The organism is Segeticoccus sp., from assembly GCF_035708005.1.
This window is the reverse complement of the sequence record NZ_DASSTI010000063.1, coordinates 1-24,823: the sequence shown is the minus strand read 5'-3', so window position 1 is coordinate 24,823 and position 24,823 is coordinate 1. Positions and strand designations below refer to the sequence as shown.

At 73.1% G+C, this 24,823-nt stretch carries 20 protein-coding genes and 1 tRNA gene; 7 read left to right on the top strand and 14 right to left on the bottom strand.

Annotated elements, in window-relative coordinates; all coding sequences use genetic code 11:
* From VFL99_RS07045 to galU, 6 genes are all read right to left on the bottom strand, one after another.
* Window positions 1-573, bottom strand: a 573-nt coding sequence (locus tag VFL99_RS07045; protein WP_325105627.1) for a hypothetical protein, incomplete at its 3' end; no start/stop codon positions are given.
* 111 nt (window positions 574-684) lie between these two features.
* Window positions 685-1,290 carry a GNAT family N-acetyltransferase gene (locus tag VFL99_RS07040; RefSeq protein ID WP_325105626.1) on the bottom strand — a complete coding sequence of 202 codons (606 nt, stop codon included), beginning with the start codon at window positions 1,288-1,290 and terminating at the stop codon, window positions 685-687.
* On the bottom strand, window positions 1,290-1,775 hold the full coding sequence (locus VFL99_RS07035) for a MogA/MoaB family molybdenum cofactor biosynthesis protein (RefSeq protein ID WP_325105625.1): 486 nt from the start codon (window positions 1,773-1,775) through the stop codon (window positions 1,290-1,292). The genes VFL99_RS07040 and VFL99_RS07035 overlap by 1 nt, the downstream gene beginning before the upstream one ends.
* Complete coding sequence (moaC, locus tag VFL99_RS07030) at window positions 1,772-2,290, bottom strand: cyclic pyranopterin monophosphate synthase MoaC (RefSeq protein ID WP_325105624.1); 519 nt, start codon at window positions 2,288-2,290, stop codon at window positions 1,772-1,774. Before moaC ends, VFL99_RS07035 begins: the two co-directional genes overlap by 4 nt.
* Window positions 2,287-3,522, bottom strand: coding sequence for a molybdotransferase-like divisome protein Glp (glp, locus tag VFL99_RS07025; protein ID WP_325105623.1), 1,236 nt, complete (start codon window positions 3,520-3,522; stop codon window positions 2,287-2,289). Before glp ends, moaC begins: the two co-directional genes overlap by 4 nt.
* 21 nt (window positions 3,523-3,543) lie before the next feature.
* A complete protein-coding gene (gene galU, locus VFL99_RS07020; protein WP_325105622.1) occupies window positions 3,544-4,470 on the bottom strand; it encodes a UTP--glucose-1-phosphate uridylyltransferase GalU in 927 nt (308 codons plus the stop codon).
* A gap of 59 nt (window positions 4,471-4,529) precedes the next feature.
* Here galU and VFL99_RS07015 point away from each other — a divergent pair, with 59 nt between their 5' ends.
* Complete coding sequence (locus VFL99_RS07015; RefSeq protein WP_325105621.1) at window positions 4,530-5,204, top strand: 5-formyltetrahydrofolate cyclo-ligase; 675 nt, start codon at window positions 4,530-4,532, stop codon at window positions 5,202-5,204.
* Here VFL99_RS07015 and VFL99_RS07010 read toward each other — a convergent pair.
* Window positions 5,179-7,785, bottom strand: coding sequence for a penicillin acylase family protein (locus tag VFL99_RS07010; RefSeq protein WP_325105620.1), 2,607 nt, complete (start codon window positions 7,783-7,785; stop codon window positions 5,179-5,181). The two genes, VFL99_RS07015 and VFL99_RS07010, sit on opposite strands and share 26 nt — an antisense overlap.
* A gap of 112 nt (window positions 7,786-7,897) precedes the next feature.
* On the opposite strand from VFL99_RS07010, the gene VFL99_RS07005 reads away from it, so the two are divergent.
* The 5 genes from VFL99_RS07005 to VFL99_RS06985 all read left to right on the top strand — a co-directional run bounded on the left by VFL99_RS07005 (window position 7,898) and on the right by VFL99_RS06985 (window position 12,256).
* Window positions 7,898-9,568, top strand: a complete 1,671-nt coding sequence (locus VFL99_RS07005) for a potassium/proton antiporter (protein ID WP_325105619.1) — start codon at window positions 7,898-7,900, stop codon at window positions 9,566-9,568.
* A gap of 110 nt (window positions 9,569-9,678) precedes the next feature.
* A complete protein-coding gene (locus tag VFL99_RS07000; protein ID WP_325105618.1) occupies window positions 9,679-10,068 on the top strand; it encodes an FmdB family zinc ribbon protein in 390 nt (129 codons plus the stop codon).
* A 101-nt stretch (window positions 10,069-10,169) separates the two neighbouring features.
* The gene (locus VFL99_RS06995; protein ID WP_325105617.1) at window positions 10,170-11,069 is read left to right on the top strand and encodes an S-methyl-5'-thioadenosine phosphorylase; all 900 of its coding nucleotides are present in this window, start codon (window positions 10,170-10,172) and stop codon (window positions 11,067-11,069) included.
* 3 nt (window positions 11,070-11,072) lie between these two features.
* Entirely contained in the window at window positions 11,073-11,804 is a 732-nt protein-coding gene (cpaB, locus tag VFL99_RS06990) for a Flp pilus assembly protein CpaB (RefSeq protein WP_325105616.1), read from the top strand.
* A gap of 98 nt (window positions 11,805-11,902) precedes the next feature.
* Entirely contained in the window at window positions 11,903-12,256 is a 354-nt protein-coding gene (locus VFL99_RS06985) for an MscL family protein (RefSeq protein WP_325105615.1), read from the top strand.
* A 302-nt stretch (window positions 12,257-12,558) separates the two neighbouring features.
* On the opposite strand, the gene VFL99_RS06980 is transcribed toward VFL99_RS06985, so the two are convergent.
* The 5 genes from VFL99_RS06980 to hpnR form a co-directional block, all read right to left on the bottom strand.
* Entirely contained in the window at window positions 12,559-16,608 is a 4,050-nt protein-coding gene (locus VFL99_RS06980; RefSeq protein ID WP_325105614.1) for an AAA domain-containing protein, read from the bottom strand.
* 169 nt (window positions 16,609-16,777) lie between these two features.
* A complete protein-coding gene (locus VFL99_RS06975; RefSeq protein ID WP_325105613.1) occupies window positions 16,778-19,738 on the bottom strand; it encodes a M36 family metallopeptidase in 2,961 nt (986 codons plus the stop codon).
* Between the two features lie 169 nt (window positions 19,739-19,907).
* Window positions 19,908-21,212: an MFS transporter gene (locus tag VFL99_RS06970; RefSeq protein ID WP_325105612.1), complete on the bottom strand. Its 1,305-nt coding sequence runs from the start codon at window positions 21,210-21,212 to the stop codon at window positions 19,908-19,910.
* A 90-nt stretch (window positions 21,213-21,302) separates the two neighbouring features.
* A complete protein-coding gene (locus VFL99_RS06965) occupies window positions 21,303-21,536 on the bottom strand; it encodes a hypothetical protein (protein ID WP_325105611.1) in 234 nt (77 codons plus the stop codon).
* Between the two features lie 81 nt (window positions 21,537-21,617).
* Window positions 21,618-23,102 (bottom strand): hopanoid C-3 methylase HpnR, encoded by a 1,485-nt coding sequence (hpnR, locus tag VFL99_RS06960; protein ID WP_325105610.1) that lies wholly within the window; start codon window positions 23,100-23,102, stop codon window positions 21,618-21,620.
* A gap of 178 nt (window positions 23,103-23,280) precedes the next feature.
* On the opposite strand from hpnR, the gene VFL99_RS06955 reads away from it, so the two are divergent.
* Window positions 23,281-23,356 (top strand) — tRNA-Arg (locus VFL99_RS06955).
* A 13-nt stretch (window positions 23,357-23,369) separates the two neighbouring features.
* Here VFL99_RS06955 and VFL99_RS06950 read toward each other — a convergent pair.
* Window positions 23,370-24,494 carry a tyrosine-type recombinase/integrase gene (locus VFL99_RS06950; RefSeq protein WP_325105609.1) on the bottom strand — a complete coding sequence of 375 codons (1,125 nt, stop codon included), beginning with the start codon at window positions 24,492-24,494 and terminating at the stop codon, window positions 23,370-23,372.
* 12 nt (window positions 24,495-24,506) lie between these two features.
* On the bottom strand, window positions 24,507-24,740 hold the full coding sequence (locus VFL99_RS06945) for a helix-turn-helix transcriptional regulator (RefSeq protein ID WP_325105608.1): 234 nt from the start codon (window positions 24,738-24,740) through the stop codon (window positions 24,507-24,509).
* Between the last annotated feature and the right edge of the window lie 83 nt (window positions 24,741-24,823).

The window sequence follows — 24,823 nt, the reverse complement described above, 5'->3', positions numbered from 1 at the left end:
CGGGCGGCGCTGGCGGGAGGGCGTGGTCCGTCGGGCGGCGAGGCGCAGCCACGCCAGGTCCACCACGACGACGCCGCCGGCCACGGCAACCGCCCACCAGGGCAGGGCGAGCACCGGCACGAGGACGGCGAGGGTGACGAGCGCGAGCACCGCGAGGACCAGGGAGATCCCGCGGACCCGGCGCGCCGTCACGCCGGCGAAGACGCCGGCCAGTCGGCTGAGCAGTCCGCGCCGCTCTTGGCGAGGGGCGTGACCGTCCCGCGCGCCGGAACGGTCGGAGCGGTGGGGACGCTCGGAGACAGAGGGGCGGGCGTCGTCCTCGACACGCGCCGGCTTGACCACCGCGGTGGAGTGGATCGCGCGGGTGGGACTGACGGCGTACGAACGGTGTTGGGAGGCCTCGCCGGCGGTGGTCTGGAGCGACTCGCGGCGCTCCAGGACGCGCATCGCCTCCGAGAAGCGGTCCACCGAGCGCGCGGTCGCGAGGTGCTCCCGCCGGCGGACCCAGTGCTGGAGCAGATAGGCAGCCCAGATCGCGACGATGAGGAGGAAGATCAGGCTGCTCGGCGACACGAGACGACCGTAGGCTGCGGGGAGCCGCTGCTCCGCGAACTTCCTCGGTGTGTCGCGCAAGTGGCGGGTGTGACCAGCGTTTCCGCCCGGATGCTGAGCAGATGCTGGGCGTCAGCGCGTGCGCACGCGACTCACCAGGTCGACGTCGAGGAGGTCCTCGGCGGTCAGGGCGAACGTGCGGTGGTCGTGCCAGGCGCCGTTGATGTGCAGGTAGCGGGCGCGTACCCCCTCGTCGCGAAACCCCAGCTTCGCCACGACGCTCAGGCTCGCCGTGTTGTCCGGGCGGATGTTGACCTCCACGCGGTGCAGCCCCATCCCGTTGATCGCGTAGTCGACGAGCATCGCCAGCGTCAGCGGGGCGATCCCGCGCCCGGCGACCTGTTCACTCACCCAGTAGCCGGCGGCCGCGGAACGCAAGGAACCCCAAGTGATCCCGAACAGGTGCATCTGCCCGACGACCCGGCCGTCGAGGTCGATGACGAACGGGAGCATCCGCCCCGCCTGGCCCTCGCGGTCCATGGTGCGCACCAGGGCACCGAAGCGCAGCGGCTGCGGGGCCGGCTGGGGCAGCGTGGACTCCCACTCCCGCAGCCAGTCCACGTTCGCCTCGCGCACCGCCCGCCACTCGCGCCGGTCGCGCCGGCGCAGGGGGCGCAGGACGACCCGTCCGAGGTCCGGCCGCTCGTGCGTGAGCTCGAGCGGCCACCAGCGGGACATCAGTGGTCGCCCCCGCGCAGCTGGGACAGCGCGTGATCCAGCACCGGCTCGAGGACGGCCAGGCCGTCGCGCACGCCCCCGGTCGAGCCGGGCAGGTTCACCACCAGGGTCGTGCCCACCGTCCCGGCCAGTCCGCGCGACAGCATCGAGGTCGGCACCCCCGCCGCGACGCCGGCCGCGCGGATCGCCTCGGCGATGCCCGGCACCTCGCGCTCCAGGACGCGCCGGGTCTGCTCCGGAGTCACGTCGTTCGGGTTCACGCCCGTGCCCCCGCTGGTGATGACCAGATCCGCACCCGACCCCACGGCCTCCCGGAGCGCGCGCTCCACCTCCGGCCCGTCGGGCACGACCACCGGGTCCGCGCAGGTGAGGCCCCACCCCCGCACGGTGTCGACGACCACGGGACCGGAGCGGTCGGCATACACCCCGGAGGCGGCACGGGTGGAGCACACCACCACGACCGCCCGACGGCCGGCCAGGCTCATGCTCCGTCGCCCTCGGTCCAGTCGCCGGAACGTCCCCCGGACTTGGCCGTCACGCGGATGTCGGTGATCCGGGCGTGCTTGTCCACGGCCTTCACCATGTCCACCAGGCCGAGGGCGGCGACGCTGACCGCTGTGAGCGCCTCCATCTCGATGCCGGTCCGGTCGGCCGTCCGCACCTGCGCGACGATGTCGACCCCGTCGTCGGCGACCGCCAGGTCGACTGAGACCGCGTGCACCGCAATGGGATGCGCCAACGGCACCAGCTCTGGCGTGCGCTTGGCCGCCTGGATGCCGGCGATGCGCGCGACCGCGAGCGCGTCCCCCTTGGGCACCTCCCCGGCCCGCAGCGCCGCCACGGCCTCCGGCGAGAGCAGCACCCGGCCGGCGGCCGACGCGGTGCGGGCGGTCACGCCCTTGGCGCTCACGTCCACCATGTGCGCCGACCCGTCGGCCCGCACGTGGGTCAGCCGCGGCGCCGGATCCGCGTCGCCGGGGCGTGCCTCGGTGCCGCTCATGCGACCGTCCCCAGCGGGGTCAGCAGCCGGCAGGTGACCTGGTCACCGGCGTGCACCTGCGTCACCTCCGCCGGTATGACGGCCAGTGCGTGGGCGGCCGCGAGCCCCCCGAGCACGTGCGAGCCCTGTCCCCCGGCCAGGTCGGCGGTCCAGTCCACGCCGTCGGCGCCCTCGCGCCGCAGCACGACCCGGGCGAACTGGGTGCGCCCCTCCGGTGAGCTCCAGTCGTGGCCCGCGACCGCCTCGAGGGTGGGCGGTTCGGCCGGCTGGCCGGCCATCTGCCGCAGCGCGGGCGCGACGAAGACCTCGAACGAGACCAGTGCGCTCACCGGGTTCCCGGGCAGGGTGAAGACGGGCACCCGGCCGTCGGCCAGCACCCCGAAGCCCTGCGGCTTGCCGGGCTGCATCGCGACCTGGTCGAACTGCACGGTGCCCGAACGGGACAGCACCGCCTTGACCGTGTCGTAGGCGCCCGCGCTCACGCCGCCGGTGGTCACGAGGGCGTCCGCGCCCTCGAGGGCGTCCGCGAGCGCGTCCCGGAAGGACTGGTCGTCGTCGCGCACCCGGCCGATCCGCCGCACCGGTGCCCCGACGGCGGCCACCGCGGCGGTCAGCATGAGGCCGTTGCTGTCGACGACCTGCCCGAATCCGGGCGTCTGCCCCGGCTCGATGAGCTCGTCGCCGGTGGACAGCACGACCACCCGCGGCCACGGCACCACCCGCACCCGGTCGCGCCCCACGGCGGCGAGCACGGCGACCTGACGGGGGCCGAGGAGCGTCCCGGCCTGCAGGACGACGTCGCCGACCGCGACGTCCTCACCCTGCGGGCGCACGTGCCGCCCGGCGGTCACGGCCGCGTCGATGCGCACCTGCTCCAGGCCGCGGTCGGTCAACTCGACCGGGACCACCGCGTCGGCGCCCCCGGGCAGCGGCGCCCCGGTCATGATCCGCCAGCACTCCCCCGCGGACATGGTGTGCCGCTCGGTGCTGCCGGCCGGGATGTCGCCGAGGACCGGCAGGGTGACCGGAGCGGCTCCGGTCGCGCCGGAGACGTCGGCGGCGCGGACGGCATACCCGTCCATGGCGGAGTTGGTGAAGCCGGGCAGGGCGACCGGGCTGGCCACGTCCTCGGCGAGCACGCACCCGCGCCCCGCGAGCAGTTCCTCCTCGCGGGGCGGCAGCTGGTGCACCGCCTGCAGGATCCGGTCCAGGTGCTCCTCGATGCTGATCATGAGGTCACGGCGCGCGCCGCGTCACTCCCCTCCCGCGGCGACCCAGTCCTTGAGCCAGGCCGCGAAGTCGTCACCGAGCTCCTTGTGCCGGCTGCCCAGCTTGACCATGGCCTTGAGGTAGTCGAGCCGGTCGCCGGTGTCGTAGCGGCGGCCGCGGAACACCACCCCGTGCACCCCGGCGCCCTCGCCGGTGGCGGCGGCCCGCTCCTGCAGCGCGTCGGTCAGCTGGATCTCACCGCCGCGGCCCGGCGCGGTGCGCTCCAGCACGTCGAAGATGCTGGGGTCCAGCACGTAGCGGCCGATGATCGCGAGGTTGCTCGGCGCGTCGGCGGGATCGGGCTTCTCGACCAGTCCGGTGACCTGCACGACGTCGTCCTCGCCGTCGACCGGCTGCACCGCCGCGCACCCGTAGAGGTGCGTCTGCTCCGGCGGCACCTCCAGCAGCGCGATCACCGATCCGCCACGCTGCTGCTGCACCTTGATGAGCCGCTCGAGCAGGTGGTCGCGGGCGTCGATCAGGTCGTCGCCCAGCAGCACCGCGAACGGCTTGTCGCCCACGTGCTCGGCAGCGCACAGCACCGCGTGGCCGAGGCCCAGCGGCTCCCCCTGGCGGACGAAGTGGATGGTGCCCAGGTCGGCAGACTTGCGCACCCGCGCCAACCGCTGCTCGTCCCCCTTGGCCTCGAGCGCCTGCTCCAGCTCCCAGTTCCGGTCGAAGTGGTCCTCCAGCGCCCCCTTGTTGCGCCCGGTGATCATCAGCACGTCGTCGAGCCCGGCGCGAGTGGCCTCCTCGACGACGTACTGGATCGCCGGCTTGTCGACGACGGGCAGCATCTCCTTGGGGATCGCCTTGGTCGCGGGCAGGAACCGGGTGCCGAGTCCGGCGGCCGGGATGACGGCCTTCTCGACCGGGCGACGGGCGGCGGGAGGTCGGGCGTCAGCACTCATGCAGCGAAGGGTAGCGGCGTGGTCCCGCAGCCGCCGCGGGAGCGGCCGACAATGTCGGTATGCCGTGTGCCTCCTCCCAGCCCGACCCCGCCGACGCCGCGGCCCCGGCTGCCGTACCGACCCCCGCTCCTGTCCCGTCCCTCGCCGGGCTGGGCCCGGACGACGACAAGCGCGCGTGGCGTCGGGCGGCCCGGGCGGCCCGACGCGCCCACGTCGCCGAACGCGACCGCCTGGCGGACACCCGGCGACTGGCCGAGCGGGTGATGGACCTGTGGGGGGAGCGGGGGCAGCCGGCGTGCGTGGCGGCATACCTCTCTCTGCCGACCGAGCCGCCGACGGAGGCGGTGCTGCGCCGGCTGGTGGGGGCCGGGGTGGCGGTGCTGCTGCCGGACATGCTCGAGGACCGGGACCTGGACTGGCGACAGGTCACCTCCGCGCCCCCGAACGGGCCCGCCGAGCTGGGACCGCGGCTCGGCACCGAGGCGATCGGGACCGCAGGGCTGATCCTCGTCCCGGCCCTGGCGATCGACGCTGACGGAGTGCGGCTGGGCCAAGGCGGCGGCAGCTACGACCGCGCGCTGGGCCGACGAGGGCCGGACGCGCTGGTGGCCGCCCTGCTGCACGACGGGGAGCTGTTGCCCCCGGGACGGTTGCCCAGCGAGCCGCACGACGCGCTGGTCGACGCGGTGCTGACCGCGGACGCCGGTCTCACGGCTTGCTCCCCGACGGCTTGAGGATCAGCGTGTCGTCCGCCGCCGCGTGGACGGCTCGGTGGCTGAACGGCCACGGGTGGCTCTCGCCCTTGATCCACGACTCGATCTGGTCGTCGTAGTTGCCGGAGTAGGGGTGGCCGGAGTTGCCGGTCTCGTTCACCCACCGGGACCGGTCGAGGTGGCCGAGGTCCACGACCATCCGCATGGACGGTGCCCAGTCGACCTGGTAGCCCTGGTCGGCGTTCCACCCGTTGGCGTCGACCACGGCGGTGTCGCCCGGCATCGGGTAGGGGCCGCGGTTGAAGATCGACCGGATGACCCCGGGCACGCCGTCGCCGCCCAGGACGTCGCTCTTGAGGGTGAGCTGGTGCAGCCGCCCCCACTGCCACGTGTCCGTCTTCTTGCCCAGCGTCTTGGTGAGGTCCAGGCGGGCGTCGACCATGGCCTGCCGCAGGATCTCGTCACGGCCCTCGGTGACTGCCGGCGTGGACTTGTTGTCCCACCACGGGTCGTTCGGGCGGGCGAGCAGCTGGGCGACCGCCTCGCGCCACCGGCCGCCGCCGTCGGCCTGCAGGTCGCGGGGCAGCTCGTCGTCGAAGGTGAGCGTGAGCAGGTGCGACCAGACCGCGTTGTAGTAGGCCGCCGCCGCGGAGTTGCTGCTGCCGTCCGCCGGGGAGGTGTAGTTCCAGTGCCGCAGCAGCCGCTGCGCCTCCTCGATGAACGGCGAGCGGTGCAGGTCCACGGACAGCAGCATCGGGACGAGGCTCGGCGCGAAGATGTTGCGGGTGTCCAGCTGGATCCGACCCATCTGGGCGGGGCTGATCTTCTGGTCGCGCTCCAGCAGCGTGCGGATCCGTTCACTGCGGAACCCGTAGCCCCACTCGGTGGTGAGGAACGGCTTGGTGCTTGCCGTCACCGCCTGGTTCGCGGTGACGATGAAGCCCTCGGCCGGGTCGAGCACGTGCGGCAGGTCGGCGAAGTCGACGAAGCCCTTCCAGTCGTAGCGGCTGTCCCAGCCGGGCGCGGGCCAGTAGCCGGGTGGTGCGTGCTTGATGGCGCTGCGGCGGATCGGCACCATTCCCGGGGCCTGGTAGCCGATGTGTCCCTGGGTGTCGGCGTAGACGAGGTTCTGCGCCGGCACGGCGAAGTCCTTGGCGGCGCGGCGGAACTGCTGCCAGTCGGTCGCCGCGTTCAGCTCGAAGATCGCGTCGGCGGTGCGCGTGGGCCGCAGGCCCGTCCAGGCGAGCGACACGGCATACCGCGGGTGTTGTTCCTTGCCGGCGACCGGCGCGGTCCCACCGGCCGCGGCGACGTCGGGCAGCACGTCGGACATGATCGGACCGTGCACCGTGGAGCGGACGGTGAGCGGGACGTCCTTGCCGCCGGCGACGTGGATCGTCTCGTGCCGCACCGTGATCGGGCGGTAGCTCCCGTCGCGCTCGTAGGACCCGCTGACCACCTTCTCCAGGTAGAAGTCGCTCACGTCGGGCCCCAGGTTGGTGAATCCCCAGGCGATGTGGGCGTTGTGGCCGATCACCACCCCGGGCAGGCCGGCGAAGGTGAAGCCGCTGACGTCGAAGGGGCACTGCGCGCTGACGGTCCGGCAGTGCAGGCCGGTTTGGTACCAGATGCCGGGGATGCCGACGCCCAGGTGGGGGTCGTTGGCCAGCAGCGGCTTGCCGGTGGTGGTGTGGGCGCCGCTGACCACCCAGGAGTTGGAGCCGATGCCCTCCCCCCGGCCCAAGGTCGCCGGGATCTTGCGGAGGGCAGCGTTCACCGCCGAGAACGCCCTGCGCGCGTCGGGGGTGCGCAGCGAGCGGTAGGCGGCGTTCACCGTGGCGCCCCGCCCGTGCGCGGCCGGTGGCAGCTGTCCGGCGCCCGGCGGCGGTGACCAGTCCCGGGCGGACAGGATCGGGGCGTGCACCCGGTAGGGGTAGGGCGGGTAGAGCGCGTCGATGTGCCGCATCGACATCGTCCCGGCCAGTCGCGCCCGGGCCAGCTCGTCGGCGTAGTCGCCGCGCAGGTCCCAGGCCATCGCCTTCAGCCAGGCGAGGGAGTCGACCGGGGTCCACCGGCGCACGTGGTAGCCGGGGAACTTCCGGGCCAGGACGGCATACTCCAAGGACATGTCCGACGGCGAGCCCTTGGAGGAGATGTAGGCGTTGACGCCGTCGGCGTAGGCGCGCAGGTAGCTCTGCGTCTTCGGGCTGAGCTTGGGCAGCTCCTCCTGGGCGACGTGGTACCAGCCCATGGTCCGGATCACCCGGTCGGTGTCGAGCCCGTCCTTGCCGACCAGCTCGGACAGCCGCCCGGAGACGATGTGCCGGCGCAGGTCCATCTGGAAGAAACGGTCCTGGGCCGCGACGAAGCCCTGCGCGCGGAAGAGGTCCTCGGGGTTGTCGGCATAGATCTGCGGTATGCCGTGTGCTCCCCTGATGACCGTGACGTCCCCTCCCAGCCCGGCCACGTGCAGCTCACCGGACGTCTGCGGGAGGGAGCGGCGCAGCTGCCCGACGACCAGCACCCCGAGCACGACCGCGACCGCCACGATGACGGCCACCACGGACACGGCGATGCGTCGGAGGACCTTGGGGCGCGGCACCCTGCGAGACTAGGCCACAGGTTCGGCCAGGCGGGGGACGCGGGTGGTCGACCGCCGGCGCGCCCGCCGGTGCGGCTGCCGCGTCGACGACCGAGGGCAGGAGGTGCGCATCGTGCCGATCGCACAAGCGCCTGCCCTGATCACCAACCAGCAGCTCACCCCGTTCCTGCTCGTCGGGACGCTGGTGCTGCTGACCTGCGTGGTGGCGGTCCGGTTCGCCGTGCGCTCCGGGCTGCCGACCCTCTTGATCTACCTCGCGATCGGGGTGGCGCTGGGCGACGGCGGGCTCGGCATCCGGTTCAGCTCCGCTGACCTGACCCAGGTGCTCGGCTACTCGGCCCTGGTGCTCATCCTCGCCGAGGGCGGCCTGACCACGTCCTGGCGCAGCATCGAGAAGTCGGTCGCTCCGGCCGGGGTGCTCGCCACCGTCGGCATCGTCGTCTCGGTGCTCGTCGTCGGCAGCGGTGCGCACTACCTGCTCCACCTGCCGTGGACCATCGCGCTCGTACTGGGTGCCGTGGTCTCCTCCACCGACGCCGCCGCCGTCTTCTCGGTACTGCGCCGGGTGCCGCTGCCGCCACGGCTCACCGGGATCCTCGAGGCCGAGTCCTCCTTCAACGACCCGCCGGCCGTGCTGATCGTGGTGGCGCTGGCCGACCAGGCGGCGCACGGGTCGTCCGGGCCGCTCTGGCTGCTCGCGCTGACCGCGATCGGCGAGCTGGCCGGCGGCGCGGTGATCGGTGCCGGCATCGGCTGGGCCGGGGGCAAACTGCTGCCCAAGGCCGCCTCGACCTCCTCCGGGCTGTTCTCCATCGGGATCCTCGCCCTGCCGGTCCTCGCCTACGCCCTGGCCAACCAGGCCCACACCAGCGGCTTCATCGCCACCTATGTGGCCGCCCTGATCCTGGGCAACCTGCCGTTGCCGCACCGCCCGGCCGTGCGGGGATTCGCGCAGGCCATGGGCTGGGTCGCGCAGATCGGGTTGTTCGTCCTGCTCGGCCTGCTGGCCTCCCCCGGACGGCTCGTGCACCAGCTGGTCCCCGCCGTCGTCATCGGCCTGGTGCTGCTGCTCGTGGCGCGGCCGCTCTCGGTCCTGATCGCGGTCACCCCGTTCCGGATCCCGCTGCGCGAGCAGGCGTTCCTGTCGTGGGCGGGTCTGCGTGGAGCCGTGCCGATCGTGCTCGCGACCGTGCCCGCGACGGCCGGGATCCACGGTGTCGACTGGCTGTTCGACCTCGTCTTCGTGCTCGTGGTGATCTTCACCCTCGTGCAGGGGCCGACCCTGCCGTGGGTGGCGCAGCGACTCGGCCTCGGCGACGTGCACCACACCGTCGATGTCGAGCTCGAGGTCACGCCCCTGGAGGAGCTGGGCGCCGACGTGCTGCAGGTGCAGATCGGGCAGACCTCCCAGCTCGCGGGCGTCGAGGTCTTCGAGCTACGCCTCCCGACCGGCGCCGACGTGACGCTCGTGGTGCGCGACGGCGAGGCGATCGTGCCGGCGCCGGACACGATCCTGCGCCACGGCGACCAGCTGCTCATCGTCGCCACCCCGCAGTCGCGGGCGAGGGCGGAGGCCCGGATCCGGGCCGTCAGCGAGGGCGGCCGGCTCGCCGAGTGGCACCGCTCCCCTCCGGCCGGGCGCGACGCGCCGGCCGCGGCTGCTGGGCGCGGCGTGGCACCCGGGCCCCGCGACGGTGAGCGGCCCACGACCGGGCCCCGGCGCGGCCCCGTCCTCCCCCGTCACGTCCGCGGCGCCCCGCCCCGCCGCCGGGAGCCCCGGTGAGCCCCCACGCGACCGTGGCGCCGGGCACGGGCCGCTCACGATGCACATCCACCCGGCGAACCGGCGTAGACTTGGCACTCGGACCCCGAGAGTGCCAGATGGAGGAATCCGTGCCCACCTACGCCTACGCGTGCACCGAGTGTGACCACCGCTTCGACATCGTCCAGTCCTTCAGCGACGACGCCCTGACCGTGTGCCCGGAGTGCCAGGGGAAGCTGCGCAAGGTCTTCAACGCGGTGGGTGTCGTGTTCAAGGGCTCGGGCTTCTACCGCACGGACTCCCGCTCGAGCAGCAACGGCTCCTCGGGCAAGAGCGGCTCCTCCGCGGCGAAGTCCTCCTCGTCGGAGAGCAGCTCCAGCGGCTCGGGCTCAAGCGGCTCGGGCTCAAGCGGCGCGAGCTCGAACGGGTCAAGCTCCAACGGCACGGGCAGCTCGGGTCAGAAGGCCGCGAGCGGATCGAGCAGCTCCTCCACCGGCTCGGGCAGCGGCTCGGCCGCCTGAGCACTCCCTGCCTCCACACCCCGGGTGCGGGGTGACCCGGCCGTCCCCAGCGCGGGAACGGCAGGCCGGACGGCGCGCAGCCGGACACTACTGTCGGCACCATGACGAGCTCCCCTGTCCCCGCCGAGCACCCGGATCCCGCCGCGTCCGTGCCCGACCGAGGGAGCGCCGCGGCGCCCTCCCGCGCCGACGTCGGGGTGATCGGGGGGTCCGGCTTCTACACCTTCCTCGAGGACGTCGAGCACGTCCGCGTCGACACCCCCTTCGGCGAGCCCAGCGACGAGGTGGCCCTCGGCCGCGTGGGCAACCGGCCGGTCGCGTTCCTCGCGCGGCACGGCCGCGACCACCGCTTCCCGCCGCACCGTGTCAACTACCGCGCCAACCTGTGGGCGCTGCGAGCGCTCGGTGTCCGTCAGGTGCTCGCTCCGTGCGCGGTCGGCTCGCTGCTCCCCGAGCAGGGCCCGGGGACGCTCGCCGTGCCCGACCAGGTCATCGACCGCACGTGGGGTCGCCCGCACACCCTGTATGACGAGCCCGGGCCGGTCGTGCACGTCCCCTTCGCCGACCCCTACTGTCCGCGCGGCCGGGCCGCGGTGCTCGCGACCGCGGCAGCGCAGGACGCCCCGGCCGTCGACGGGGCCACGCTCGTCGTCATCAACGGCCCGCGGTTCTCCAGCCGCGCCGAGTCGCAGTGGCACCGGGCGGCGGGCGGGACCCTCGTCGGCATGACCGGTATGCCCGAGGCCGCCATCGCCCGCGAGCTCGCCCTCTGCTTCACCACCGTCGCGCTCGTGACTGACTTGGACGCGGGCGTCGAAGCGGGTCCGTCGGTGACGCACGAGGAGGTGATGCGGGTCTTCGCCCGCAACGTCGACCGCCTCAAGGACCTGCTTCGCGCGACGATCCCGGCGCTGCCGGCGGCGGAGGACGACGACTCCGCCGCCTGCGCGTGCCGCCGGGTCCTCGACGGGATCACCCTGCCGTTCGCGCTGCCGGGCTGACCGATGACCGCTCCCACACCAGCGCCTACCCGTCCGTCACGGCTCGACCGACTGCTGCCGCCGCCGCTGCGCGGACCCAGCCGCCGCGCCGCGTGGAACCGCGCGCGCCTGCGCCGGGCGGGAGCCGCGCTGCTGGTCGCGCTCGCGGCGGTGCTGGGGTTGTCGGCGCTGCGACCGGCGCAGGCTCCACCCGGCATACCCGTCCTGGTGGCGGCCCACGACCTGGCCAGCGGCACGCGGCTCAGCGCGGCGGACGTGCGGGTCGCCGAGTGGCCGGCGAGGAGCCGGCCGCCGCGCACGGCGCGCACCGTCGAGGCGGCGCTCGGGCGGACCGTCAACGCCCCGGTGGCCGCGGGCGAACCCCTTCCCGCCTCCCGGCTGCACGCCTCGGGGGTGCTCGCCCACCTGCCGGCTGACGAGGTGGCGGTGCATGTGCCGCTGCGGGACCCGGCGACCCGTCACTACCTTCAGCCGGGGGACCACGTCGACGCGCTGTCCGCGGCGGGTGGTCGCACAGTCGCCAGCGACCTGCTCGTCCTCGCGACCGGGACTCCCCGTCCCGGCGCCGGGCCGGGCACCTCGTTGGCGGCGCCGTCGACCGGGTCCACCGGGGCTGCCGACGCGGCGGGCGTGCTGGTGGCGGCGACGGCGGAGCAGGCCGCGAGCCTGGCGGGCACCATCGCCGAGGACGGTCCGGGCGCGGGCGTGGTGCTGTCCATCCGTCCCCACAGGTGAGACGACACATCTCACCTGTTGCACATCCACCGTTCGGACACTTCTCTCCGCTAGTCTTCGGCCGCGCACATCCTCCGTGACCGAAAGGGGAACAGCTCATGTCCGGCTTCAAGGACTTCATCATGCGCGGTAACCTCGTCGAGATCGCCGTCGCGTTCATCATGGCGACCGCCTTCGCCGCGGTCGTGACCGCCTTCACGACCATGATCCTCGACATCATCGGCAAGGCCGGCGGCTCGCCGAACTTCTCCGGCTGGCAGCCGGGGGGCATCCACGTCGGCTCGTTCATCACCGCCGTGATCGCCTTCCTGATCCTCGCGGCCGTCGTCTACTTCTTCGTCGTCAAGCCCTACGAGATGGCCAAGGCCCGCTGGACCAAGGAGCCCGAGGTCGCCGAGACCGAGCTCGAGCTCCTGGCGCAGATCCGCGACTCGCTCGCCGTGCGTCGCTGACCACCGCGCCGCCGACCGCAGCACGTCACGGGGGACGCAGCAGCAGGGGCAGGCACGAACGCGACGGGGTGGGAGCCGACCGGCTCCCACCCCGTCGCCGTGTCCGGAGATAGCGACCGCCGGCCGCAACCGCAAGCTCAACTGGCAGTACTGCTCTCGCGGCGACCCGGCACGCAGGGGGAGACGCCGGAAGTCGCCGTACTGCCAGCTCACCTTGCGGTCCGGGCAGTCCCCACCTTGCGACCACGTCCCATCCCACCGTGCGGTCCGGCCCGCCCTCCGGTCGGGAAGGGCGGGGCCGATCAGCCCCAGTGCGGTGGGCGCTGCTCCTGCAGCCAGCGGTCGTGGGCGCTCTCGTCCGCCCGTTCGCCCCAGCCCTCGTCCGTGTCGTCGCGGGTCTGGTCCGACCGGCGGAAGCGGCGCTTGCGCTTGCCCTTCGACTTGGCCTGCTCCGCCTCGGCCGGAGGCGGCGCCGGCTGGGAGGCCTGCTCAGCGCGGCCGGCCAGGTCCTCCTCGAACGCCTCCCGGCCGACCCCGGTGCCCGCGGGCAGGCCGGCACCGGCGAGACCGTCGACGTCGGCCGCCGCGTTGGAGGCTTCCCACACGGCGGCGGTCACGCGGGCGACGTCGCGGGCGGGGTCCCGGAAGATGTCGGTGGTCCACACCCGCAGGTGCTGCCAGCCGAGCCGACGCAGCTGCTCGGGACGGAGCCGGTCCCGCTCGCGGGTGCTGGCGAGCGCACCGTAGGACGGCCCGTCGGTCTCCACGGCCACGAGCGACCGGCCCGGCTGGCGTGGGTCGTCGACGGTGAGGTCGATCCGGTGGGCCGAGCAGCCGACGTCCTCGTGCACCGTCAACCCCTCGGCGCGCAGCCGGCGGGCCAGGTCATCGACCATGGGGTGGGTCGGCACGTGCGGCCCGGACGCCGCGCCCGGCTGCGGGACAGCAGCGGTGCCGAGGGGCTCGGGGCCGCCGCGCTCGGCATACGCCAGGAGGTCGCGCAGCATCCGCACGCCGTCGGTGCGCAGGCGCTCCGGGTCGAGGTCGGCGGCGGTGAACGCGGCCACCACCGTCATCTCGCGCCGCGCGCGCGTGGTGGCCACCGTCAGCAGCGAGACCCCCCGGTCGGTGTTGAGCGCGCCGAACCGGTGCAGGACCCGGCCGTGCGGCGTGGTGCCGTAGCCGACGGACAGGAGGATGACGTCGCGCTCCTCGCCCTGCACCTGGTCGGCCGGCTTGACGAAGAACCGCTCCGGGGCGTCCTGGTGGAAGAAGGCGGCAGCGTCCGCCGCCATCGGCAGCGCCTTGCGCAGGGCCTGGTCGATCCGGGCCGCGTGGCGCGCGGTCAGTGTGACGACGCCGAGCGACTCCTGCGGCCGGGTCCGGGCGTGCGAGAGGACGAGGTCGACCACCCGGCTGACCTCGGCGTCGGTGCTCTCGACCGGTTCCCCGCCCTCGTCGACGGGCGAGGCGCCGTTGACCTGGCGGTAGCGCACCACGTCCGTACCGGTGGCGCCCGGGAAGGTCACCAGGTCACCGCCGTAGACGTGGTCATTGGCGAAGGCGAAGAGTCGCTCGTCCATCGAGCGGTAGTGCCACCCCAGCCGCACACCGGGCAGGATGCGTGCTGCGGAGTCCAGCAGCGAGGCGGGTGAGACGGCCTCCGCGGCGGGCTTGTCGTCCTCGGCGGTGGTCGAGAACGAGGTCGGCGCCAGCTGGTGCTCATCGCCCACGACGACGACCTGACCGGCGCGGGCGATCGCCGAAACCGCTTGCGCCGTAGCGATCTGGGACGCCTCATCGAAGATGACGACGTCGAAGAGCCGCTCGGCCGGCAGGACCGAGGCGATCACCAACGGGCTGACCACCCAGCAGGGACGGGCCGCGAAGAGCACGTCCGGCGCATGCCGGACCAGCTGGCGCAGCGTCGGGCGACGACCGCTCCCGTCGGCGGCGGCCCGCACGAGCTCGGCCTGGTCCGGATGTGCTGCAGCGGCCTCACGGACCCGCTGCGCCGCCGTGGCGCGGACTCGGTCGACGGCGGCGTCGAGGTGCCCGTGGTCGGCGTGGACGTACTCCTCGGCGACCTGACGGAGGTACTCCCCGTCGTGGCCGCCGTACCTGCCGTCACGGTCGGCGATGTCGGCGAGCAGCGAGGCCCACCAGACGAACTCGACCTCGGCCGGCACGTCCTCAACGTCCACCGAGCGTGCCGCGAGATCGTCGACCAGCTCGCCGAGGCCGGCGCCGCGCAGCTCGTCCAGCGTCGCGATGACGCGGGGCAGGACGGTGAGCCGGTCGGCCCGGTGCTCCAGCTGACGCAGCCGGCGCTCCAGCTGGTCCAACGGCAGGTGGGTCAGGTCGCCGGCCTGGGCGGTCGGCGCGAGCCGCTCACCGAGCCAGCTGAGGTCGTCGGCGACGGGTTCGTGCACGCCCTGGGCCTCTTCCAGCACCTCCGGGGCAGCGGGACGGGAGCCGGCTCCGGCCAGCTTCTGCCAGTCGCGGCGCAGGTCGCGCGCCTTGCCGAGCTGCTCGTGCACGTCAGCCGGTCGGGGGCCGGGGCGGACCAGGGAGCGGGCCTGCCGGCGCAGCCGCATCCGGTCGAAGGCACCCTGCGACCCACCAGCGGTCCTGCGCGTGTCGGCGCTGGCCGTCGCGTCGACGAGGTCGTCGAGCGGCGCGTCGAAGACCTCCGGGCGGAACACGTCGAGCACCTCGCGCGCGCGGCCCATCAGCTGCAGTGCGCGGTCCCAGTCGGCCGGCGCGGTGGAGGCGGGCAGCCCGGTGTCCCCCAGCAGCCGGTCCATCGTCTCTCCGGTATGCCGGAGCTCGCCCCCGCTGCCCAGTCGCCGCACGATGTCGAGGGCCTGGTCGGCCTCGTCGTCGGTGGTGACCCGGGCGCCGTACCACGGATCCGCCTTGCCGTCCGTCGTCCAGGCACCGAGCTTGCCCGCCTCGGCGAGCAAGCGGCCGAGCTGGTCCATGCGTTCCCGGGACGTGGTGCGCAGGGTGTCCCCGTGCAGCCGCACCCGGGACACGGGCGGGTGGTCCCGGCTGCCGAGCAGGGACAGGGCGACCTGGGCGTCGAAGGCGCTGACCCCCCACGGCTCCCGCTTCTCGTGCAGGCCCGCGCAGTGGTCGACCAGCCGGGTGCGGCGATCGGCCAGGGTGCGCTCCACCTCGGTGTCGGGGGCCGGCGCGGCGTCCCCGGCCCGGTCCAGCGTGCCGGCGAGGCCGGTCAGCGCCTGCTCCTGCCGGGCGGTCCCGTGCCGGGGGTCGAGGACGAGGTCACCGAGGCCGAGCCGCTGCAGCCGCCCGACGAGGGTGTCGAGGGCGGCGCGCTTCTCCGCGGCGACGAGGACCCGCTTGCCGTCGGCGACCAGCCCGGCGACGAGGTTGGCGATCGTCTGGCTCTTGCCGGTGCCGGGCGCCCCGTGCACCACCAGGTTCGCCCCCGCCCGCGCCGCCTCCACGGCCCGCTGCTGGACGAGGTCGGCGTCCAGCACGAGGCGTTCGCGGGCAGGGTCCGCGTCCGGCGGCACCGCGGGCAGCTCCCGGTGCACGGCCTGCTGGGCGCGCCGGTCGCCGGCCAGCGCCGCCACCACGTCGTGGTCGGCGAGGGACGGGCCGAGCGCGGCGAGGTCGGCGACCATCGGCAGCTTGGCGTAGGAGAAGGTGCTGACCACCAGCCGGGGCCGGATGCGAAAGCCGGGGACGCGCCGGCAGGCGCGGTTCAGCTCGGCGAACACCGGGTCCGGGTCGAAGCCGTGGCCAGGTCGTCTCGCGGCTCCTGCGACGTGGCCGGTGGCCGACGCCAGGTCGGACAGCGCCGCCGGGTCCACCTCGATGCCCTGCTCCGAGCGCAGGTAGTGCACCAGCACCGGGTTGAGCTCGGCCCGCGCCCCCAGGTCGACGTCGAAGTCCTGCTGGGCGGGCCCGATGGGGCGCAGCGAGCAGGTCCGCAGCAGCACCGGCGCCGCCGGCGATCGGTGCAGTCCCGGAACCTCCCACGTCGCCATGCCGACCGCGATGAAACCCGACGGCACGCCGCGCTCCTCGTGCAGCTCGACCGCCTTGGCGCGGATGATCCGGGCCCGCCGCCGGGCCTCCTCCAGCGCGGCCGGCTCGCGGACCAGGTCCGAGAGCCGGGTGGGCCGGCCGGCCAGCAGCATGGCCAGACCACCGGGGTGGGCGGTGGTCAGGTCGAGGGTGCCCGCGGGCAGGTCGCGGTACCACAGGAGCGTGTTGCGCCCGCCCAGGTCCACGAGGTGACGCTGCCAGCCGCGCACGGCGGCGGCAACGCGGTCGGACCGGGAGTCGGTCGCCTGGGGGATCTGCGGGTCACTGCTCACCACGGCAGGCTAACCGTCGCGTCCAGCCGCCGCTCGCACCGGACCGGCGTGTGGCACGCCGCGAGCAGGGACAGCAAAGGTGCCGGGTCGGCATACCCGTGAGCAGGTATGCCGACCCGGCACCGTGGCGGGTCCGGCAGGCAGGTGGGCGGCCTGCCGGAGCGCGGCCTCAGCCGGCGCTCGGGGACCCGTAGACCTCGAGCTCGCTGGAGTCGAGGAACTGCACGGACGGACCACCCTGCGGGTCGACCATCGTGTAGCGGACGTACCGCACCCCGGTGCTGCCCGCGGTCAGGTCGACCGTGTTGAGCTTGCCGAGGTTGGCCGCGCCGAACGTGCCGGAGGCGGCGGTGGTCCAGGTGCTGCCGTCCGGGGAGGTCTCGACCGTGTAGCCGGCGGTGGCCGCGTCGGGGCCGTCACCGCAGGTGTTGGACGGGTCGATGGCCAGCTCGGAGATGTCCACGGTCGCGGGCAGCTTGATGGTGACGTGCTTGGGGTCACCGGCGTCACTGCCCCAGCCCTGGCCGAGCGACTGGTCGATCATCGCCGACGGTCCGCAGCCGTAGCCGGTGTAGTCCGGGCCGTTGAAGTCGGTCACCGTGGCGCCACCGGACGACGCGGCCCAGTCGCGGACGACCTGCCAGTCCTTTGTCGTGGTGCCGCTGCTCACCGTGAGCGTGGTCACCTGCTGGTCGTAGCCCGCGCCGCCGACGAACACGTCGGGGTAGGTGCCGGGCACGACGCCGGCGATCCTGTAGGTGCCGTCTGCTCCGGTCGTCGCCGCATAGTCACCGGGGAATCCGGAGTCGTGCCCACCGAAGGCGACGGCGATGCCGGCCACGGGCTTGCCGGTGTTGGCGTCGGTGACGGTGCCGGTCACGGTCCCGCGCGGCGCGTTGTCGGCCGGCGGCATCGAGAAGTCCTCCACCGGGTGCAGGTCATCGCCGCCGAGGGAGGCGGCGAAGAAGCCCATACCGCGCTGCGCGAAGACCTTCCAGATCGCCGTCGCGTGGGAGCCGCCGTAGACCGCTTCGTCCGCCTGCAGGATCGCGTTGCGCATGTCCAGGTAGGACGGGTACGTCGGCGACAGCTCCATGCCGCGGGTCACGAGTGACTCGGCGAGCTTGGGGCCGACCGCCGCCCGCAGGTCCCACAGCGTCTGGGCCCAGATCTCACCCGCCGCGTGCACGTCGCCGGTCGCGTCGAAGATCCGACCGAAGTCGCCGTAGGTGTAGCCGCCGGCGTCCGTGCCCTCGGTGCCCGGGCAGGCCGGGACGTCCGCGCCGACCGGGCAGTCGGTCGGCTCGCTGCGGATGTTCTTGCCCGCACCGACGTAGGTGCCCAGCTTGATGTCGCCCGGCGCGCTGCTGTCCTTCATCAGGCCCTGGTTGACCAGGTAGTCCTCGGCGTACCAGTCGCTCCACGCCTCACCCATGGAACCGCCCTGGACGGAGTCGAGCGCCGGGTTGTTGTTGGCGTCGGTCACCAGGCGGTGGGACAGGCCGTGGGTGTACTCGTGGTAGACGATGTCCGCCTCGTCCGAGCCCATGGTGGCGATGAACGGGTCGGCCGAGTAGGGGTAGTTCGGGGCGTGCCACAGGTACATCTGCATGCGCGGCGACTGCCCGTCCGGCGGCGTCGCGAAGTTCGCGTTGTCGATGTGCCGCAGGTTGGGCAGCCCGTGGTTGGTGTCGGCCCCGTCGAGCGACTCGTCGTGGACCGGGTCGCCGCCCTTGCCCTGGCCGGTGTGGTTGACCTCCTGGAAGTTGCCGGCGGCCTCGGTGAAGCCGATCGGTGCCTTCTCCAGGTAGTCGTGCCAGTTGTTGATGAAGTAGAAGTTCTGCGCACCGGTCCGGCTCTGGTTGGCCTGCCACGAGTAGGCCTGGTCGGGGTGCCAGGTGCAGACCCAGGACGTGCACGGCTCGTCCGGAACGTAGGTGCGCTTCAGCGGGAAGCGGAAGCCCTGCTTGCCGGTCGCGGACACCTCCTCACCGGAGTCGGGCGCGTTGTTGTCGTTGACGTCGCTGTAGGTGTGCACGTTGTTGCCGAACAGGACCACCGAGCCGCGGGGCAGCCAGCCGTGCTTGTTGAGGTCGACCACGTGGCTCTGGCCGCCCCGTCCCGGGGCATCCGGGTACCAGTCGAAGACGTTGGCGAGCTGCGCGCCGCGCCGGTTGTCCTGCCCCTTCGGGCCGTGCTTGCCGGTGGCGACGGCGGCGTGCGCGCCCGCGGACGTCGAGGCCAGGTCGGCGCTCAGGTGGTCGCGGTAGAGGATCTTGCCGGTCTCGGCGTCGATGACATCGAGCGTGGGGTCCTCGGCCGACATCGTCACGGTCTTGATGGCCGCCCGCAGCCCGCCGGAGGTGTGGAAGAGCACGTGCTCACCGGCGTCGTGCTTGCCGGGAGCGACCTGCGCCTCCCCGGTGTCCTGCTTGGCGATGCGGATCGCCTGGTCGACGCTGAGGCTGCCGCGCAGCGTGGCCGGCGCCTGCGCCGGCAGGTTGCGGATCGGCGAGCCGGTGACGTTGATCAGCCGGCCGTCCTTGGTGACGTTCGCCTTCAGACCGTTGCCGAAGACCGGGATCCCGCCGACCTGCTGCACGAACGACAGGTGGTGGATGCCGGTGATGTCGACGTAGTCGCGGGCGAGCTGCAGGCCGGACACCTCTGCGTCCGTCAGCCCGAACACCTGCTGGTGGCCGCGGACGAAGCCGAGGGCGACCTGGGCGGCCGGCGCCGAGGAGGGGCCGGTCAACAGGCCGTTGAGCTTGGCCACCTGGCGCGGCGTGCCGGTCTGGGCATCCATGTCGACGACCGACTGCGGACCCAGCTGGTGGGCCAGGTGCCGGACCTCCGGCTTGGCCTGCAGCTCGGCAGCGGCCTTGGCCTCGGCCCGCCGCTCTGCGCCGGTGGTCGGCTGGCGCACGTCGAACGTCGACGACGCCTTCTGCTTGCCGTGACCGGGGTTCTGTCCCGGTCCTCGGTGGGTCGGGGCAGCGGCGCCGCGATTCGCGCTGCCGGCCGGGGCGCCGGCGGCGCCGGCGGCGAGGGCGGGCTGGAACGCGATCATGCTGGTCGTGCACGCGGTCGCCACGGCCAAGGCCGTGGTGAGCCGGGAGCGTCGAGACATCTGGTCTCCGATCGGGTGAGTATGCGGTGGAGGGACAGTCCGCGATGCTTTCCCTCCGGAGACCCGACCGCAAGGTTCGACCCCGGTTTCCTGACGTCCCAAGGGCTTTCAGGGGCAAATGGGGAGAAATCCCTTACCGTTCCATCAGGGACTCTTTACCTTCGGACCACTAGTCACCGGAGGTCAGCAGCGATCGTCGAGACCCACGACCCACGTGTGAGAGCCCGGTGGCCGCTCCCAGGGCGAGGGCGAGCAGCCCGGCGATCGCACAGAGCCAGCCGAACCCCCAGCTCCCCACGACGACGCCGGCCAGCGCCCCGCCCGCGGCGGCGGACAGGCCCATGACGACGTCGGAGGCGCCCTGCACGCCCGGGCGTTCGGCGAGCGGGACGGAGTTGGACAGCAGGGTGGAGCCGGCCACCAGCGTGCAGGACCAGCCGACCCCGAGGAGGAAGAGCCCGATCATCAAGCCGGCGGACCACCCCTCGGGTGCGCGTCCGGCGACGGTCATCGCCACGACGAAGACGGCCGCCCCGGCGAGGATCACCGGCCGCGCACCGAGCCGGTCGACGAGCCAGCCCGTCACGGGCGAGAGGGCGTACATGCCGAGGATGTGCACGCTGATGACGAAGCCCACCAGCCGCAGCGCTGCTCCGCCGTGGTGCATCTGCAGCGGCGTCATGACCATGACGCCGACCATGACCGTGTGGCCGGTCGCGACGGCCGCGACCCCGAGCAGGGCTCCGCGGCTGCTCCGCATCACCCGGAGCGCCCGCCGCAGGGACCCGTGGGGGTGCCCCTCCTCCCCCGCCGTCCGGGACAGTCGCTGGGCGGTGAGCAGCGGGTCGGGCCGCATCCGCAGCGACAGCAGCAGCCCGGCGAGCACGAAGCCCGCCAGGCTGATCAGGAATGGCCCCACCAGCGCCGGGATCCCGACGAGCTGCCCCAGGCGTCCGGCCGGACCCAGCAGGTTGGGGCCCAGGACGGCGCCGACCGTGGTCGCCCAGACGACGACACTGAGGGCGCGACCACGGTGACGCGGCTCGGCCAGGTCCGTGGCGGCATACCGCGCCTGGCTGTTGGAGGTGGTGGCCGCGCCGAAGAGCGCGGTCCCGACCAGCAGGAGGGCGAAGGAGGACACGACGCCGGCCCAGATCGCGAGCGCGGCGCCCACGGTGCCGCAGGCGTAGCCGGCCACCAGACCGACCCGCCGGCCGCGGGCGGCCATCAGCCGGGCCATCGGGACGGTGATCAGGGCCGCGCCGAGCACCTGCGTGGTGTTGGCCAGCCCGGCCAGGTCGGCGGTGCCGACGATCTGCTCGGCGAGCAGGCTCCCGACCGCGATCCCACTGGCCACGCCGATGCCGCCGAGCATCTGGCTGCCCACGAGGGAGGACACCGTGCGGCGTTGGATGGTGGCGGGACTGTCCCGGTTGCCGTGGGGTGCTCGTCCCCCGAGTGCCGCGTCGTGCATCCGGTCAGTATGCCGGGCACGCACCTTCCAGCCCCTACTCGCCGGGCCGGTCGGTCAGGTTCGAGTGGGTGCCCGAGGCTTCAGCGGGCCTCAGTCCTCGAGGGGTTCGCCGGTCTCGGTGACGCCCGGTGGCCGGCGGCTCGGCGGCTCGACGGGCAGGGCCGCGCCGAAGCCGAACGGCAGCGTGACGATGCCGTGGTCCAGGTCGACTCCGAGCGGGTTGCCGCTGCAGGCCGGCTGCTGGACCTCGGTGCGCTGGTGCTCGCACTGGTCGACGAGGAAGGGGTGGTCCACGTGAAGCATCGCGCCCGGGTCTCCGATCATGGGGCCTCCTCCGGTCCGGCAGCGGATCCGTTCTCACCGTACCGCCGGTGAGCCAGCAACCGGACCGGCCGGCGGCGATGCTCAGGAGGCGTGGGTCGCCTGGCGCGGGTGGATGTAGAGCTCGCGCCGGCCCTTCGCCGAGATCCGGTGGTGATCGGGCAGGGGCAGTTCGTAGTCCACGGGCTGCCGGTGGTCGGCCAGTTGCCGGTCGGCGTTGTAGACGCGGTTGAAGCGCCAGAGCATCCGGGCGAAGTTGGTCTGCCCGTGCGCGAGGTGCCCGGCGACGATGCGACTGGTCGCCGCCAACGCGGCCACGCCGAGGTGCTTGCGGTTGAGCACGCCCTGGGTGCGCACCAGTTCGCGGTAGAACTCCGGCAGCGGCAGCCGCGTCGGCAGCACGGCGTGCTGGATGTCGAAGAGGCGGTAGTCGAGGCTGGTCAGCTTGCGCGCTTCGGTGTGCCAGATCTCGGTGCCGGGGTAGGGCGTCATCACGGTGAGGTGCACGATCTCCGGCACCGACATCGCCCACTCGCGGACCCGCTGGAACTGCGCGCGGTCCCACTGTGGGTCGACGATGAGGTTGATCGCGACGGTGAGTCCGATGCGTCGGGCGACCTCCAGCGCCTTGATGTTGGCGTCGGGGCTCACCCGCTTGCGGAACAGCTCGAGCCCCTCGGCGTCGAGGGCCTCCATGCCGAGGAACATGTAGTTCAGCCCCAGCCGCTTCCACCGCTCGAACACCTCGGTGTGCCGCAGCAGCACGTCGGCACGGGTCTCGAGGTAGTAGGACTTGTGCACGCCGCGCCGCTCCAGCTCGGCGGCGATCGCGTCCCCGTGCTCGGGCCGGATGAACGCGACGTCGTCGACGATGAAGACACCCGGTTCCCGGATCCGCGCGATGTCCTCGGCGGCCACGTCCGGCGCCATCTTGCGGTAGCTGCGCCCGTAGAAGGTCCAGGCCGAGCAGAACGAGCAGTCCCACGGACACCCTCGGGTGAACTCCACCGACGCGGCGGGGTCGAGCACCCCGATGAAATAGCGGTTCCGGCGGGTGAGCAGGTCCCGCGCCGGCAGCGGCCGATCGATGGTGTCCAGCATCCGGGGCGCCGGCCCCGTCCCCTCGAGCGTCACCGCGCCGGGCGCCTCCGCCACGGCGCCGTCGGGCACGCGCGCGAGCAGCTCGGTCGTCCCGACCTCTCCCTCACCGCGGATCACCGCGTCGATGGCGCCACCGGCCTGCTCGAGGACGTGGCTGCCGATGAACGACACCGAGTGGCCGCCGACGAACACGAACGTGGCCGGCGCGTGCTCCTTGATCACGTGCGCGAGGTCGATGACCTCCGGGACGTTGGCGAGGTAGTTCAGGCCGAAGGCGACGGCATCGGGCCGAAAGCGGGAGAACTCATGTCCCAGCTCGTCGTGGGTGTGCGTCTGCAGGTCCATGACCCGCACCTCGTGCCCGGCGTCCCGCACCGCCGCGGCGACCCGTTCGAGCCCCAGGGGCTCCAGCCGCAGGAAGAGCTCGGAGTAGAGCAGGGCACTGGGATGGACCAGGAGGACGCGCACGGTGCCTCCTCTCGCTCATGGGCACCGGTCTGTATGCCGTACCCGTCGCCCCGGCTGCCTACACGCCTGCCGGCCTGACGTTGACCCTCCCGTGACACCGGGGCTTGCTGCCGGGCGGGCGTGTGGCGGGCGCCCGAGCCCTGCCACAATGGGCCGGACGATCCCGCCGGACCGTTACGCCCTCGTAGCTCAGGGGATAGAGCACCGCTCTCCTAAAGCGGGTGTCGCAGGTTCGAATCCTGCCGGGGGCACCAACAAAACCGCAGGTCACAGCCCTGCAGACGCCGGTGGCGACGACTCCGATTCCGCGGTTGGCCTCATTTTGGCCTTACGAGCGCGAGCCCGGGCCTCGCTCAACCGGTGCGCCACGTCGTCCAGGTCCTCGTCGAAGAGGTCGCTGTAGACGTCGAGCGTCGTGCTCGGCTTGTCGTGGCCGAGCATCCGCTGGAGCGCAAGAACGCTGGCCCCGGCGCTCACGGCCATGCTGGCGGCCGTGTGCCGCAGCTCATGCGGCGTCAGACCCGGGACACCGGCCCGAACGGTTGCCGCGTCGAACCAGTCGCGGCGCATGTTGCGCACCCGCAACGGCCCCCCTCGTTCGGAGCCGAACAACAGTTCGCCCGCTGCCTTATCGGCCAGTCGCGCCGCCAGCGGTTCGGACAGGAACTCCGGGAACGGAACGCTGCGCCGCTGGTGGTCCTTCGGCGACGACCAGGCGAGCTGGCCGTTGACCTCCGTCACCGACTCCTCCACGCGGAACCGCCGCCGCAACAGGTCGACATGCCGCACCCGCAGGGCGGCGAGCTCCCCGATGCGCAGCCCGCAATACGCGAGCACGAGAGCGATGTCCCCGCGGTCACCACATGCGTCGGCAAGCGCCTCCACCTGGGCCACCGACAGATAGCGGCGCTGGGAGAGCCGCTGCTTGGGCAGGTCGACGCCTTGGGCAGGGTTGACCGCAAGCCGCCGGGACTTCACCGCGAGCGCCAGCACGGACGACAGGACACCGGCGACCTTGCGCACCGTTCCACCCGCGAGGCCGGAGGCCGACAGGTCGCTCACCCACGTCTGCACGTCCTCGAAGGCCACCCGTGACACCGGCACGCGGCCCCACCTCGGCAGGACGTGCCGCTCGAGGATCGACCGGTTGCGCGCCCGCGTGGCCTCCGTCCAGCTCGGGTTGCCGGCGAGCCACGCCTCGGCCATGGTGGCCACCGTGACCTTGCCGGCCCTCGGGTCGACCCACTGTCCGGTGACGATGGACGCTGACTGTTCCGCGAGCCACCGCTCCCCATCGACCTTCCGCGCGAAGTCCTTGGAGTGCTGTCGCCCGCTTGCGTCGTAGTAGCGCGCCCGCCAGCGTCCGTTGCTCCGTCGCTTGATGCTGGCCACGGACGCGCCTCACTACGATCTCGATGCCCGGACGGCGCCCGCGGCTTCTGACGACGGGGTCGTCTGCTCCGCGTCGTAGCAGGCGGAGACCCAGGCGTCCACGTCCTCCTCGAACGCCACGACTCTCCCCCCGAGCTTGAACGTCTTCGGTCCTCGCTGACCGGTCGCCCGGTAGAAGCGCAGCGTGTTGACCGGCACGCCGGTCCGCTCGCTGACCTGCTCCAGCGTCAGGATCTGGCGGCTCATGGCTCCTCCTACAGTCTGACAGGGGCTGTCTGCCCTCGGTGACGGCACGCCTGCCTCCAGTGGTGCGGGTTCATGTGACGTCG